A 14,647-nucleotide genomic window follows, 5' to 3' on the forward strand; every position below is an offset into this window, starting at 1 on the left:
TTACTTGAGGATGCCGGCCACGCGCGTGTCGAGCTCCTTGAGCGCGTCGGCGGGGACGACCTTCAGCTCCTGGATCTGGTCGATCACCGCCTGCGCCTCGGTGTTGATCTCGTTGGCGCTGCCGGTGATCGGGTAGTACGACAGGCTGGCCGGGTCGGCGGCGATGTCGGTGAACGCGGACACGTCGACGCCCTTGGCCCGGTGCGACTCGGCGGCAGCGGCGGCCGCGGTCGTGATCGCGGGGAACACCACGGCGCGCTTGGCCACTAGGTCCTGGCAGGCGGGCGAGCCGATGAACTTGACCCACTCCCAGGCCTGGTCGGGGTGCTTGGTCCCGGCGGTGATGGACGGGGCCAGGCCGTTGATGATGGTCTTGCGGCCCTGCGGACCGCGCGGGAGGGGGGCGAACGCGAACTTCTGCTCCGTGCTGCCGGCCCAGGTGCCGATGCGCCAGGATCCGTCCGGCACCAGGGCCGCCTTGTTGGTCTGCATCATCGGCTCCAGGCCGAGGCGTCCGGCTTCCTCGCGGGGCAGCACGTACCCGGCCTTCATCTGGTCCTGCCACCAGGTGATGGCCTCGGCCAGGCGTGGGTCGTCCAGCTTGTAGTCGGTGCCGAACGGGTTCTTGTCCAGATACTGGAAGCCCATGGACAGCGGCATCCAGGACCACTGGGTCTGGCCGACGACCCCGCCGCCCTGCTCCAGGCCCCAGCCGTAGGTGGCGACCTTGGTCTTGTCGAACCCGGCCTCGTCGCCGCGCTTGCCGTTGACGTCCACGGTGAGCTTCTTGATCAGCTCGCCGAACGTGCCGCCGTCGGCGGGGTTCCAGGTGAGCTCCTTGAGGGTGGCCGGGTCGATCTTGGCGTCCTCGACGTCCTTGACGTTGTAGACGAGCGCGATGGTGTCCCAGTCCTGCGGCAGGCCGTACCGTTTGCCGTCGCGGACCCAGAGCGAGGCCAGGTCGCCGGTGTAGCGGGTCAGGTCCACCTTGTCCCGGTCCACGAAGGGCTGGATGTCCAGGAGCTGGTTGTTGGCGGCCAGCTCGGGATAGTACGCGACGTGGTTGGTGATCACGTCGGGCGCGGTGCCGGACACCAGCGAGGTGGTGATGCCGTTCCAGTAGTCCTCCCAGCCCTGCTGGGTGATCTTGACCTGGATGCCGGACGTGGCGGTGAACGCGTCGGCGCACTCCTGGTAGGCCGGCAGCTGGTTGGGGTCCCAGAGACTGTAGGTGAGGGTGACCTTCTCCGCCGCCTCGGGGGTCTCGGAAGAGGTGCCGCAGGCGGCTATCGCGACCGCGAGAGCCAGGAGGGCGATCGGCTTTCTCATCATGGTTCTGCCTTTGCTGGATTTCGGGCAAGGTCGGCTACCGGCACCGCGCGGCACCGGTCGCGGGGGGTGCTACTTGATGCCGGTGAACCCGATCGAGTTCACGAGTCTGCGTCCGAACACGATGAGCAGCAGGAGGACCGGGATCACCTGGAGCGTGGCCGCGGCCATCAGCCCGGCCCAGTCCGGTGAGGAGGTCGGCGAGGACTGGGCGAACACGCCCAGCGCCACGTTGAGCAGCCGCACTCCCTCGTCCTTGCCGACCAGTTGCGGCCACAGGTACTCGTTCCAGGCGAACACCGCCGTGATCACCGCCAGCGTGCTCAGCGGGGCGGTGCTCATCGGCAGGATGATGCGCCAGAACACGGTGAACTTCCCGGCGCCGTCGATGGTCGCGGCGGACTCGATCTCGGGCGGGATGCCGAGGAAGAACTGGCGCAGGAAGAAGATCGCGAACGGGGTCATCAGCAGGTACGGCGCGAGCAGTCCCGGGAACGTGTCCAGCCAGCCGAGGTCGCGGACGAGGGCGAAGTTGGGCAGCACCGTGAAGATCGGCGGCACCATCAGCCCGGCCAGGAACACCGCGAACAGGGTGTCCCTGCCGCGGAACCGCAACCGGGCGAAGGCGTACGCGGCGGTGGCGCTGAACCCCACCTGCCCGATCACGATCACCGTCGTGAAGACCACCGAATTGCGCAGGTAAAGCCAGAAGTCCACCTCGGCTCCGCTGCCGCCAGCCGCGATCGACTCCTCTGGCGTCGCGTGACCGAGTACCCGGGAGAAGTTGATCAGCGTGGGGTCGGCGGGGATCAGCGAGTAGTCGCCGTTGAAGATCGCCCGGTTGCCGGTGAACGCCGTGCGCAGCATCCAGACGAACGGGTAGAGCGTGACCAGCAGCAGCACGGCCAGCGCCACCCAGGCGAGGATCCTGCCTGGCCCGGTACGGCGGCGCGGCCTGCGCCGGGAGATGGGGGAAGTTGCCATGGCCGTCCTCACCGGAGATCCGAGCTGGAAGCGCGGAGCAGACGCATCTGGGTGGCGGTCAGCGCGATGAGGATCACGAACAGCGTCGCCGCCATCGCCGCCGCGTAGCCCATATGGAACTCGTTGAACGCTTTTTGGTAGATGTAGTAGTAGATGACCCTGGTCGCGTCGGCCGGGCCGCCCTTCGTGGTCACCGCGACCGTGTCGAAGATCTGGAACGAACCGATGATCGACACCACCAGGACCAGCACGGTCACCGGCCGCAGCAGCGGAAGCGTGACCCGGCGGAACATCGTCCACTCCCCCGCGCCGTCCACGGCCGCCGCCTCGTACAGGTTGCGCGGGATCATCTGCATGCCGGCGAAGAACAGCAGCGCCGTGTAGCCCATGTTGCGCCAGGTGTTCACCAGCGCGATGGTCGCGATGGCCTGGTCGGAGTCGCCGTAGAAGGACTGCGGCTCGAAGCCGAGCACGTCCAGGATGTGGTTCACGAAGCCCACATTGTGGTCGAGCATGAACAGCGTCACGATCGCCACCGTGACGTTCGGCACCAGCCACGGGACCACGATCGCCGCGCGTACCAGCACCGAGCGGGTGAGCCGGTCCATCAGCACCGCGATGGCCAGCGCGAGCACGGTCTGCGAGCCGATGTTGATCACCACGTACTCGGCGGTGATGCGCAGCGCGTTCCAGAACTTGTCGTCGGCGAGCATGTCGCGGTAGTTGTCCAGGCCGACGAAGCGCGGCTCGGAGAGCAGGTTCCAGTCGGTGAAGCTGATCCAGAAGCCGCGGATCGTCGGGGCCAGGTAGAACACCGTGAACCCGAGCAGCGCCGGCAGCAGGAACAGCCAGGCCACCACGGGGTCGCCGGCCGTCCTGCGGCGGCCGCGCGCGGGTGCGATCTTCGGCGGGCTGGATCTGCCGACGGTCAGTGTCACGGGCCCACCACCTCGACGCGCAGGCCGCGCTCGCGCAGCGCGGCGAGCACGTGCGGGTCCGCGGACGGGCCGGTGATCAGCAGGTCCACCTCGCTGATCGGCGCGACGGCGGCGAGCTGGATCTGGCCGACCTTGGAGCCGTCGGCGACCACGACGCGTTGAGCCGCGGCCCGCAGCATGCGCTGTTTCATCTCTGCCTCGGGAAGGTTGATGTTGGTGATGCCCGCCTCCGGGTGCACCCCGTTGCAGCCGAGGAAGACCGTGCAGGTGTTGATGCGGTCGAAGATCTGGTGGGCCAGCGGATCCACCAGCGAGTGCTGGCGGCGCCGCAGCGTGCCGCCGGTGAGCACCACGGTGAGGCGCGGGATCGCGCCCTCCAGTTCCAGCGCGATGTTGAGCCCGTTGGTGAACACCACGACCTCGGCCAGCTCGGTACGGGCGGCCAGGGCCCTAGCGATGAACGTGGTGGTCGTGCCCACGTCCAGGGTGATGCTCTCACCGTCGTTGACCAGGGCGGCCGCGGCCTCGCCGATCAGCGCCTTCTCGATCGCGGACGTGCTGAGCGCCTCCTCGAACGACGGCTCCTCGCGCAGCCGCTTGCCGACCGCCATCGCCCCGCCGCGCACCCGGCGGAGCATGTTGCGCCCTTCCAGGGCGTCGAGGTCGGCGCGGGCCGTCACGTCGGAGATGCCGAAGGCCGTGCTGAGGTCGGCGACCCGCACGAACTCCTGCTCCAGCACCATCGCGAGGATCCGCTCCCGCCGAACCTCGGCGGGGACCTGCTCGAACACGTTCGACATGGGGGCCATCTTCGAAATATTTCAAACACTTGTCAATGGGAAAGTGCGCAGTTGCCGTTACGAAGGGGTAACGGGAGGTGGGTGCTTAAATCGTGCTTCTGATGTGAAGGCATGCTGCCGCAGGGCCACGTCGTTGTGGCCCTGCGGCGGTTTGTACGGCTACTCGAAGCGGATCTCGTCGATGCTGACGGTGGAGTTGCCGCCGAACCAGAAGCCCATGGCGAGCTGGCTGGGACTGTTGCGGTTGATGCCGTTGGCGGCCATCGGGATCTTGATGTCCTGGTAGGAGGTGGTGATCGCGGGGTGCCCGCCACCGTCCAGGGTGTAGTCGGCGAACAGCTTGGTCGCGCCACCCAGGCCGAGGTTGAAGTGGTTCTGCTCACCACCGGAAGCACCTTTGACCCGGACCACCAGATAGGTCTTAGAGGTCAGGTCGACACCGACGTCACTGCCGAACCAGCCGCAGTTGTTGTAGCGCAACTGCAACGCCCCCGAGGCAACCGTCCCAGAGCCGCCGCCGTCCAGGAAACAGTTCGCGCCCGTCCATTTACCCAGGTCATTGAGGTACGCCGACGGATAGACCGGCGAACCATCAAAGTTGTCCAGCACCAGACCATTGGGCGGCGGACTCGGGCTCGGAGAAGGGCTCGGACTCGGGCTCGGTGAAGGACTCGGTGACGGGCTGGGGGAAGGGCTGGGCTCGTTGGTGGGGCAGGTCGGTGTGCACGGCCCCACCGTGAGGTTGCCTGCCAGCACGTTGTAGCCCTTGGTGGCGTTCCAGGTGCCAGAGTTGGCGAGCCGGATGGCGTACTCCGGCCGGGATCGCAGGCTTGTGGCCTGGTCGGGCAGCCACAGTGCCAGCGCGTACGTGCCGGGAGCCACGTTCGACGGCACGGTCACGGTCTGGGTCGGCACGGCGTGCGCGCCGGGTGTCCACGTTCGCGGGTCCAGCGCCGGGAGCGGCAGGTCGTAGCGGTGGGTGCCGTCGTCGAGCACCAGGAACGCCGGCCGCCGCTTGACCGGCCCGGACCAGCCGTCGTTGCTGAGGTTCGCCGAGAAGGTGAGCTGCCCGCCGGGCTGCACGGAGTCGGAGAAGCTCGCGCTCACCAGGCGCAGCCGGTAGCCGAGCTTGCGCTCGATCCGGGTGAACGCGGTCTCGGCCGGGTCGTTGCCGGCGGCGGCCAGCTGGGTGGCCTTCCACTTGTCGGTGTTGACCGCCGCGTAGTCCTCGTTGATCTCGGTGAAATTCAGCTTGGCCATCTCCGCCTGCACGTTGACGCCCGCGGCGTCGTTGTAGCCGTCGGAGTTGCAGGTCTCGCCACCCATGATCGTGTTGTGGCCGGTGGAGGTCTGCCGGTCATACATCCACTGCTTCTTCTGCTCGATGGAGAACCAGCCCATCCACGAGTTGTTGTCGTAGGTGCCCATGTCGTTGTAGTCGGACAGGAAGCAGTCGTTGTGGAAGCCGATCCTGTCCTTCTGCGCCTGGGTGAGCGTGCACCCCTCCGGCACGACACACGAGGTCGGGTCCACGATCTCCTTGATGAAGATCGGGTAGCGCATGGCCAGCGGGATCGTGTCCGGCGTGGTTTCCAGGATCTTCTTGATCACACGGTATCGGGTCGCCGCCTGGTCCTGGTTGAACGGGTCGGCGTAGTTCCCGGTGTGCCACTCGCCCCAGGCGCCGAGATAGCCGGCTTCCAGGTGCATGACGACGTCGGCGTTGGCCGTCAGCACCGCGCCGATCTGGCCGATGTGCCGAAGGATCTTGGTCTCGGTGGCGTCCGACCAGCCGTCCCAGACGTACGTGGGACGGAAGACGATCTTCATACCGGCGGCGCGGATCGCGTCGAGACCGGAGTCCAGGTTGTCCAGCAGCGCCTGCGGCAGGTCGTCGGCGTTCTTGAAGTTGTCCAGGTGCAGGTAGCTGTGGATCAGGGTGTTGCCGTTGGTCTTGGCCCGGGCGAAGGTGCGGTCCAGCAGGTCCGGGTTGAAGCCGGGCACGTTGGCGCCGCTGTTGGCCCAGTCGTTCACGGCGGGGTCGTTGATGATCTCGTATCGGCTGTGGAAGCCGCGTTCCGGGTTGGCGATGACGGTGGCGAAGTCAGCCGTGTAGGTGCGGGTTTGCGCGTCCGCGACCCCGCCCACCGCGACGGCGAGGCTGACGAGCAGGGCGGACGCCGCGAAGGCGCTTACCCGACCTCTGAGGGATAACGACATGCGGATCTCCATGAGGGGTTACTCGAAGCGGATCTCGTCGATGCTGATGGTGGAGTTGCCGCCGAACCAGAAGCCCATGGCGAGCTGGCTGGGACTGTTGCGGTTGATGCCGTTGGCGGCCATGGGGATCTTGATGTCCTGGTAGGAGGTGGTGATCGCGGGGTGCCCGCCGCCGTCCAGGGTGTAGTCGGCGAACAGCTTGGTCGCGCCGCCCAGACCGAGGTTGAAGTGGTTCTGCTCGCCGCCGGAGGCGCCCTTGACCCGGACCACCAGATAGGTCTTAGAGGTCAGGTCGACACCGACGTCACTGCCGAACCAGCCGCAGTTGTTGTAGCGCAACTGCAACGCCCCTGACGTGACCGTCCCGGAGCCGCTGCCGTCCAGGAAACAGTTCGCGCCCGTCCATTTACCCAGGTCATTGAGGTACGCCGACGGGTAGACCGGCGAACCATCAAAGTTGTCCAGCACCAGACCATTGGGAGGCGGGCTCGGAGAAGGGCTCGGGCTCGGTGAAGGACTCGGTGACGGGCTAGGGGAAGGACTCGGTGAAGGGGAAGGGCTGGGCGAAGGGCTCGGGCTGGGGTCGACGGTGCCCGAGGTGGAGATCGGGCCCAAGTTCACCCATCCGTCGGTGCTCTGGTTGGCGTTGGCGAAGGACAGCGGGTAAGGCGCCCGGTGCTGGTCGATCACCCAGTCGGAGAGCCGGGACGCCGCCGGACGGGCGCGCAACACGGCCGGAGTGACCGCTTCAAGCGGATTGCGTACCTTCAGGACCAGGCTGTAGTTACCTGCCGGAACCCCCGAGGTGCTGAGGTTGGCACTGAAGTTCACCGGCCGCCCGAAGTCGATCCGGGTGGGGTTACCGGAGAGGTTCCAATCAGGAAAAGTCCGGATCTGCAGCGGCTGGACCGTCCGCAGGTTCCAGTCGGTGTCCCAGGTCTTCACCACAGCGCCGGAGCTGTTCTTCAACCCGACGACAACAGTCCATGGGTAGTAGAACGGGGCCACGCCGTCGTTCTGCATCGTCACGCCGACCTTGAACGTGCCGCCCGCGGAGCCGTTGAAGTTGGCCTGCGGAATGTGCAGGTTGTAGCCCATCTTCCGTACCCCGGCCGCGACCTTCGGATCCGTGGCGCTGTAGCCGCCCGCCCCCGTCTGGTTGATCATCCAGCTGATGTGAGTGAGCTCGGTGGCCGCCAGCACGTCATCGACCTGCCCGCTACCACCCGGCCAGTTCGCGTACAGAGATCCCTGGATCTCAGGCCGGGCCTCGCCGCCGATCGACTGGGTGGTCCACCGGTTCTCCAGGTTCTTGTTCAGCAGCAACTGGGTGAACGCGTCTTCCCAGCCACCCATCGACTGCGGCAGCGTCATGCTCTTCAGCTGACCGTTCCGCCACTCCCGATACGGCCAGGAGTCGTCGTGGAACCCGATCCCCGGCGAGTCCGCCCCGGCCAGCGGATAGCGCACCTCCAGCTGAATGTTGTCGAAGGCCGCGTCGAAAGCGTGGATGAGCGTGCTGATCGTGGCATCGGTGGGCATCAGGTCGGGATAACCGTCCGCCAGGTCCCGGTCGTACGGCCAGGTGTGCCACTCGCCCCACAGCCCGACCAGGCCTAACGACATGAAGCCGACACGCGGATCGGCGGTGCCACCAGGACCGGCGTGGTCATACCGGGCGGCGAAGGAGTTGATGAAGCTCGTGAAGGCCGCGATCACGTCGGGGTCGTCGTAGTCCGGGCTGACCGTGCCCCACTGGCCGTTGGTGCGCAGCGCCATTTTGCCGTTCAGGCAGGGCGGGATGCCGTTGCCGGGATGCGAGGCGGTGCCGCCGGGATACTCCACGTAGAACCGGAAGGCCAGCTGGCGGCCCCACACGGCGGCCTCGTCCAGCGCCTTGTCGAACACGCTCCAGTCGAACACCGAGCAGCTGGCCGGGTCCTTCATCACCTCGTTGAGCGCGAAGTAGCTCCACATCACGCCGCCGGGATACTTGCTGGTGTAGTTGTCGCCGGGGAACAGGTAGGGCGCGAAGCCCTTGAGCGGCTGGCCGACCGGCGCGTCCGCGTACGCATAGGTGTGCGTGGTGAGGCCGGTCTCCGGCCCCGGACCGGCGGACGGCCGGGATGGAGGCCCCGCGACGGCGGTCGCGGGGGTCGCGGCAACGAGCACCGCGGTCAGCGTGAGCAGGATGGTCGAGAGTCTGCGTCTCATGAATCCCCTCCGGGAGAGAGAGGCACAGGCGTGGGGGCGCCCGGCGAACCACATGAGACCAGAACACTTGCCCTATCACAAGAGTTCACCTTGCGATAAAGCAATCGTGTTACAAGGTTGCTACCGCCAACAGGACACTAGCAGACAATTCTCCCTTCGATACCGCAGCGCTACATCTTGCGTTTACTTACGTTCTTCTGTTTTTATGCGCTCGACACCTCTAGGAGAATGATGACCCGAGCCATCAGGGCCGCGCTCGCCGTGGCACTCGCCCTCATCGCGGTGGCCGCCGCCCCCGCGTCCGCCACCTCCCCGTGGACGCCACTCCCCTACCAGCAGGCGCCCGCCGACAACCCCCTCAAGGGCTTCATGCCATACGCCGGGAGCTACCAGACCTTCCCGCACAGCATGGAATGGTTCTACCTGCCCTTACGCGACGTCATGACCGGCCCCGCCACCTTCGACTGGACTCCCCTGGAACGCCAGCTCAACACGATCGCCCGGCGCGGCCACCACGCGGCGTTCCGCTTCTACCTCGACTATCCCGCCAAGCCCACCGGCATCCCGCAGTTCCTCCTCGACCAGGGCCTCGTCACCCACCCGTACCAGGACCACGGCAACAACGGCGTCAGCCTCGCCCCCGACTACGACGACCCGCGCCTAGTCGCCGCCCTCGACCGCTTCATCACCGCCCTCGGCCGCCGGTACGACGGCGACACCCGGATCGGCTTCATCCAGCTCGGCCTGATCGGCTTCTGGGGCGAATGGCACACCTGGCCCTACGACGGCACCACCCGCCCGGAGAACTGGATGGCGTCGGAGGCAACCCAGGCGGCGGTCCTGAACCGGTTCGAGAGCGCGTTCAAGCGAACCCGACTGCTGGTCCGCTACCCGTCCGCGCTCAACAAGGACCTGCACCTCGGCTACCACGACGACTCGATGGCCTTCGAGACCCTCCCGCCGACCCCTTGGCACTTCGTCCAGCGACTGATCGACAACGGCGTCACCGAGAAGTGGCGCTCCGAGCCCATCGGCGGCGAACTCCGCCCCGAAGTGCAGCCCTGTATCTTCGACCAGCCGGTGAGCTGCGCGCAGTACGAGGACTACGCCGAATCGGTGTCACGCTCGCACGCCTCCTTCCTGCTGAACCAGACCCCGTTCGAGGGCCCAGGCCTCACCGGCGACGAATGGTTCCGCACCGTCGCCGGAGCCAGATCCCTCGGCTACGAGCTCACCGTCACCGAAGCCGCCCTGCCCACCGGCCCGGCCCGCGGCCACGCCAAGATCGGCGTACGCATCGCCAACCGCGGCATCGCCCCCTTCTACTACGACTGGAACATCGAACTGACCGCCATCGACGCCACCGGCCGCATCGCCAGGCGCTGGCCCGTCCCATGGTCGATCACCGGCATCCAGCCTGGCGCGACCCCCACCGAACTGACCACCCAGCTGAACCTGCACGGCCTCACCAAGGGCGACTACCAGCTCACCCTGCGCGTCGCCAACCCCCTCCCCGGCGGCAACGACCTGCGCTTCGCCAACACCGCCCAGGACGTCCACTCCGGCCTGCTCACCCTCGGCCGGCTCACGGTCGGCTGACCCGCCATCCAGGGCGGTGGGCCCTGCCCGAAGCCCACCGCCCGCGCCGCTCAGGAGGAGCCCGGCTACCGCTTCGGGAAGATATCCCGCGCGGGCGAGCATCGGAGGGACACCGCCGTTGATGATGATCAACGGCGCGGTGCTGTTCCTGCCCGTGCTCTGGATCCTCAACCGGCTGGCCCGAGGTGATCGCGGCGCCATAAGGGCTTCAGGAGAGAGGGGCTAGGAGGAGGATCTCGTTGGGCGGCCGGGGGTTCTGGTCTTCGGCGAGGACGATCAGGGTGCCCAGGACTCTGGCCAGGTGTTCGGCCGGTTTCTGTTCTCCCGGGAGGGTGTGCAGGATGGCGAGACCGGCCAGCAGCGCGGTGGCGGCCGAGATGAGAACACCCCGGTTGAGGGGCGCGCTGCGATTCAGGAGCGGATCGATCAGACGCTGGGCGTTCTCGATCAATAGCGCGAGATGCGGATCGGCGTGGCACTGCGGGCTCAGCCGGCTCAGAATGTCGCGTAGCTCGCTGGCGGGGTCCTCGGCGGAGCGCGCCATGGCGGGGAATGACGAGCACAGCAGGTCGGTGAGGGAATCCGCGAAGGATTTGCCGGAACGGCGGGTGGAGCCGGTGCAGGCCCCCCGCCGGAGAACGCCGCAGGCGACGGTCATCGCCAGGAGCTTTCTCGCCGATCGGAATTGCTGGCTGGGGCCGAATGCCCGGGCGATCGCGCGAGCATAGGCGCGATCGGGCTTCAGCCCGAGCGACAGATCCAGGAACAGGTCGGGATCGGCGTCGAGAGCGGGCCCTTCGTCCAGGACGTATTCCTGTTCGAGGATGCGGTCCAGGATGCGATCGAGAGCGAGCACGCGGTCGGGACCGATCCCCCGGTGCAGGGTGCGGTCCAGGGCGAGGTCGAGGGCGTGATCGAGGTCGAAGGTGCGATCGAGAGCGAGGAGGAGGGCCAGGTCAAGGTCACGGGAAAGATCTTGGGCGAGAGCCCGGGCGAGGCCGAGCACCCGCTCTCGGCTCTGCTCCTGATTGAAGGCGCCGGCCAGGTCGCGGGCGGGCGCACGGTCGAGCTTGAGCGCGCCGATTCGTGCGTGAATGCGGAAGTAATCGGGGTTGAGCGCCCGATCAGAGCTGCGGGAAAGGTTCTCGACGATATCGATGGCGAGGAGGAATTGCCGGAGCGGCGTGTGCGGATGCTCGGTGAGAAGGATGTGCATGTAGGTGAGCGATCGGCGCAGATCCGCAAGGCTCGCCCCGGTTTGGATCAGCCGGATGAACAGATGGCCGTGCTCGAGAATGGCACCGGGGAACCGGGTGAGCTGCTCCGTCGTGGGGGCGTACGGCCAGGCGACGGACTCCGGCTGGTGAAGTCGGAGAGCCCTCTTGTCCTTTATCCACAGGGTGTGGATAGTGGCTGAGGGGATCAGCTTGATGTTGGTGTGCGTAGAGGGTGGCCCGGGTTCCGGGCAGCGCGCCCCGGTAGTAGTGCACGTTCGCGATCATGGTGAGCAGGAGCGGATTCGCGGCCAGATCGTAGAGGGCAGGCTGGCGACGCAGCCGGGTGAGCAGATCCTCGGCTTTCTCCTCGGACATCCGCCTGATGTCCTCGGCCGATTCCGGGGATTGGCCGGCCTCCGGGTCGTGGCGGGCGCGATGCTCGACCGCGTGGTACCAGCGGTGCAGGAACTGCGAGATCTGGTCGGCGGTGAACCGCTGAACCTGGAGGACCTCCGCGCTCGGGAGCGGGTTGGACAGGTAGCCGTACGGGCGTGAGGTGATGACGAACGTGCTCTTGGGATAGCGGGCGATCTGTTTGCTCACCCAGAAGACGAGACGCTTGCGATGGTCCTCGTCGGCGATTTCATCCAGCCCGTCGAAAAGGACCACGCAATTGCGCCGGTCGAGCTGGCGGGCGAGCCACCAGGCCGGGATCATTTTGTGCAGCCAACTCGCCGCCACCGCGATATCCGGCAGGTCGGCGGGATCCTCGCTCAGCAGTTCCTTCGTGTGATCGCGCAGGTAGAGCAGGACGGGCAATTGTTTGCGCCACCCCGATCGGCTTTGGCACATCGCCATTGCCTCGTGCCTGAGCAAGGTGGTCTTTCCCGATCCCGGCCGGCCGATCACCGCGAAGACATGCCCCGGGCCTCCTTGGTCGATGAATTCCCGGAGCGAGGCCCGCTTCAGCCTCGGCACCTGGTCACGGGAGACAACCCCCGTGTCACCGGCGATGTCCTGTTGCGGGCGCGGGCACAGGGCCAGGTCCACATACACCTGCCGTGACCGCAGCACGTACACGCTGGAGGTGGACACCCCCACCGTCTCCATCCGGGCGACGGATGTCAGCAACTGCCGCCGGTAAGCCCGATGCGGCAGCCAGGGCATCCGCTCCCCCGAAGCGCTGGCCGGCTGGCTGACGACGGCGACCCACATTCCGGTGAGCGTGCACGCGAATGCCAGGTACGCCCATGTCCAGCTCAGCTGCCCGTCGTTGAGAACCTGATTGGCCGCGACGTTGCCCGTCATCGTCAGCCCGGCGACCGCCATCATCACCATGGCCAATTGCAAACGCCGCACGTGCACTCCCCGCCGAACCAGCCAGGACCCTCGGAATCAAACGGCTAACACTCAACACGGCTATCCCCCGGACGGCGCGATATTCGCCAATCTGTAACTGATCGGCCAGCACTTTTGTCAATGTGTAGAGCTCGGATTGATTACTCTCCGTGCACTACGACGGTGCGGTTGATACGCCTGGTGTGACCGCGACCCCGCCGCCGGAAATTCTGAGTAACGAACTACTCAGGCTGATCGCGCCGCCACGGCGGAGCGTTTGACGCATGAGAAAAACAGCCGCGGCACTGACCGTGCTCCTATTGCTGCTCTCTACGGGCTGCGTGGCCCTTGCGAAAAGCGTCGAGATCATCGCCATCGCGGTCGAGACCATCGGCGAGGACCCGTTCTTCGAACTGCCGATCCCCGAAAAGCCCATCACGCCAGGACCCACCGGCGGCCTCCGCCCTGGCGACACCCCCGGCCTGTACGGCGGCTCGCTACGCAAACGAACCTGCGACAAGGCCCTGCTGACGAGATTCCTCACCGACCCCAGAAACCTCGCGAAGGCGACCGCCTGGGCCGCCGTGCGGAAGATCCCCGTCAAGGGCATCCGTGACTACATCAAGAAGCTGACCCCGGTGATCCTGCGAAACGACACCCTCGTGCGCAACCACGGCTTCGCCGGCGGGGTGAGCACGGCGGTGGATGCCCTGCTCCAGGCGGGCATCGGCGTGCTGGCCGACGATCAGGGCCAGCCGGTCGTGAAGTGCAACTGCGGCAACCCGCTGGCCGAGCCCCAGGCGACCCTGGACGACGTCCAACCGGACATCATCGTCCAGCCCGAGTGGCGCCTGCGGTTCGACAAGCGCAAGGCGACCCGGATCAAGCCGCCGAAGCGGCGGATCCGCGCGTTCTCCCTGCTTAACGTGGACACGGGCAAGGGCATCCGCCGCCCGGTGGGCAGCGATGGCCGCGACGACAAGACGCTGCCCTCGGCCGAACCCGCCATCCTCGGCTGGTGGCAGTCCGGCGAGCCCGCCTCGGTCGTCGAGGTGACGGCCACCGGCGAGCAGGCCTACGCGGGCACGCTCGCCGACGATCTGACCGTCACCGACGACTGCACGGTCAGCGCGGGCACCCGGACCTGGACGGTCAAGGGCCGCGATCCCGACTACACCGGTTCGCTGTATTTCATCGACCTCGGCACGTGCGAGCCGCAGAATCCCGTACCGGCGCGATGGCGGGTGATCGACCAGAACAGGATCACGATGTGCGCGACGGTTCTCGGCCAGGAGCAGTGCGTCGAGCTCACCCGGGCATGACGATCAAGCGAAGGGCGGGGACGACCACAGCGGCGTCCCCGCCAGGGCCGCCCCATCGGCCAGCGGTCAGGCCTACTTACGGACAGGCCTCATGCCGTTCGACCCGGCATCAGGCAGGTTCGCGGACACGCCTCGTGCCGTTCGGCCCGGCGTCACCCAGGTTCGCGGGCACGCCTGTGCCGTTCGACCCGGCGTCACGCGGTTTTGCGGACGCGCCTCGCGCCGGCCTTCGCTCTGGCGGTCGGCCGTGCCGGCGTCTTCGCCGGTGGTGCGGGCTTCGCGGCAGGTTTGGCCGCGGGTTTGGCCATCTTCGCGCCGCCTGCGGCCCGGGACGCGATCATGGTTCCTACCCCGATCGCCGCCGCGATCGGCCATTCGACCGCGCCGAGGACGGCGAGCACACCGAGTCCGCCGTAGTAAACCAGCTGCTCCGGCGGCGGAATTGCCGCCCTTCCGGTCCGCATCATGCGCTCGGCCCACGAGGTGTCCATGTGCGGGACGTGCATATGCGGCCGGTGCACCTGGAGGCTGACCATCGGCAGGTTGAGCTCCAGCAGCTCTTCGTCCGGCCCTCCCTTCGCCATCGAAGCCTTCTCGACGGTGCCCTTCATCGACCGGTTCTTGGTCTCGGTGACAGTCATAGCCCCCTCTTCCCCCATCGATTGCGACACTCTGCGATCGTTCCC

Annotated in this window: 11 protein-coding genes; 2 read left to right on the forward strand and 9 right to left on the reverse strand. The window is 67.0% G+C overall.

Annotated elements, in window-relative coordinates:
* From ABGB08_RS04860 to ABGB08_RS04885, 6 genes are all read right to left on the reverse strand, one after another.
* A complete protein-coding gene (locus ABGB08_RS04860) occupies nt 1–1,332 on the reverse strand; it encodes a sugar ABC transporter substrate-binding protein (protein ID WP_347586688.1) in 1,332 nt (443 codons plus the stop codon).
* A 69-nt stretch (nt 1,333–1,401) separates the two neighbouring features.
* Complete coding sequence (locus tag ABGB08_RS04865; protein ID WP_347586690.1) at nt 1,402–2,313, reverse strand: carbohydrate ABC transporter permease; 912 nt, start codon at nt 2,311–2,313, stop codon at nt 1,402–1,404.
* Between the two features lie 8 nt (nt 2,314–2,321).
* The gene (locus ABGB08_RS04870; protein ID WP_347586692.1) at nt 2,322–3,251 is read right to left on the reverse strand and encodes a sugar ABC transporter permease; all 930 of its coding nucleotides are present in this window, start codon (nt 3,249–3,251) and stop codon (nt 2,322–2,324) included.
* Nucleotides 3,248–4,051: a DeoR/GlpR family DNA-binding transcription regulator gene (locus ABGB08_RS04875; protein WP_174900166.1), complete on the reverse strand. Its 804-nt coding sequence runs from the start codon at nt 4,049–4,051 to the stop codon at nt 3,248–3,250. Before ABGB08_RS04875 ends, ABGB08_RS04870 begins: the two co-directional genes overlap by 4 nt.
* Nucleotides 4,052–4,210: 159 nt before the next feature.
* Nucleotides 4,211–6,271 (reverse strand): DUF4832 domain-containing protein, encoded by a 2,061-nt coding sequence (locus ABGB08_RS04880; protein ID WP_347586695.1) that lies wholly within the window; start codon nt 6,269–6,271, stop codon nt 4,211–4,213.
* An 18-nt stretch (nt 6,272–6,289) separates the two neighbouring features.
* Nucleotides 6,290–8,485: a DUF4832 domain-containing protein gene (locus tag ABGB08_RS04885; protein WP_347586697.1), complete on the reverse strand. Its 2,196-nt coding sequence runs from the start codon at nt 8,483–8,485 to the stop codon at nt 6,290–6,292.
* 228 nt (nt 8,486–8,713) lie between these two features.
* On the opposite strand from ABGB08_RS04885, the gene ABGB08_RS04890 reads away from it, so the two are divergent.
* Nucleotides 8,714–10,084, forward strand: a complete 1,371-nt coding sequence (locus ABGB08_RS04890; RefSeq protein ID WP_347586699.1) for a DUF4832 domain-containing protein — start codon at nt 8,714–8,716, stop codon at nt 10,082–10,084.
* A 208-nt stretch (nt 10,085–10,292) separates the two neighbouring features.
* Here ABGB08_RS04890 and ABGB08_RS04895 read toward each other — a convergent pair whose 3' ends face one another.
* Together ABGB08_RS04895 and ABGB08_RS04900 are read right to left on the reverse strand one after the other, a co-directional pair.
* Nucleotides 10,293–11,300: a hypothetical protein gene (locus ABGB08_RS04895; protein WP_347586701.1), complete on the reverse strand. Its 1,008-nt coding sequence runs from the start codon at nt 11,298–11,300 to the stop codon at nt 10,293–10,295.
* On the reverse strand, nt 11,209–12,660 hold the full coding sequence (locus ABGB08_RS04900) for an NACHT domain-containing protein (RefSeq protein WP_347586703.1): 1,452 nt from the start codon (nt 12,658–12,660) through the stop codon (nt 11,209–11,211). Before ABGB08_RS04900 ends, ABGB08_RS04895 begins: the two co-directional genes overlap by 92 nt.
* Before the next feature lie 263 nt (nt 12,661–12,923).
* On the opposite strand from ABGB08_RS04900, the gene ABGB08_RS04905 reads away from it, so the two are divergent.
* Entirely contained in the window at nt 12,924–13,961 is a 1,038-nt protein-coding gene (locus tag ABGB08_RS04905) for a DUF6777 domain-containing protein (protein WP_347586705.1), read from the forward strand.
* Nucleotides 13,962–14,155: 194 nt separating this feature from the next.
* On the opposite strand, the gene ABGB08_RS04910 is transcribed toward ABGB08_RS04905, so the two are convergent.
* Nucleotides 14,156–14,602, reverse strand: coding sequence for a hypothetical protein (locus ABGB08_RS04910; protein WP_347586707.1), 447 nt, complete (start codon nt 14,600–14,602; stop codon nt 14,156–14,158).
* Between the last annotated feature and the right edge of the window lie 45 nt (nt 14,603–14,647).

Origin of the sequence: Acrocarpospora sp. B8E8, assembly GCF_039871605.1 — a bacterium.
GTDB classification, from domain to species: Bacteria; Actinomycetota; Actinomycetes; order Streptosporangiales; family Streptosporangiaceae; genus Acrocarpospora; species Acrocarpospora macrocephala.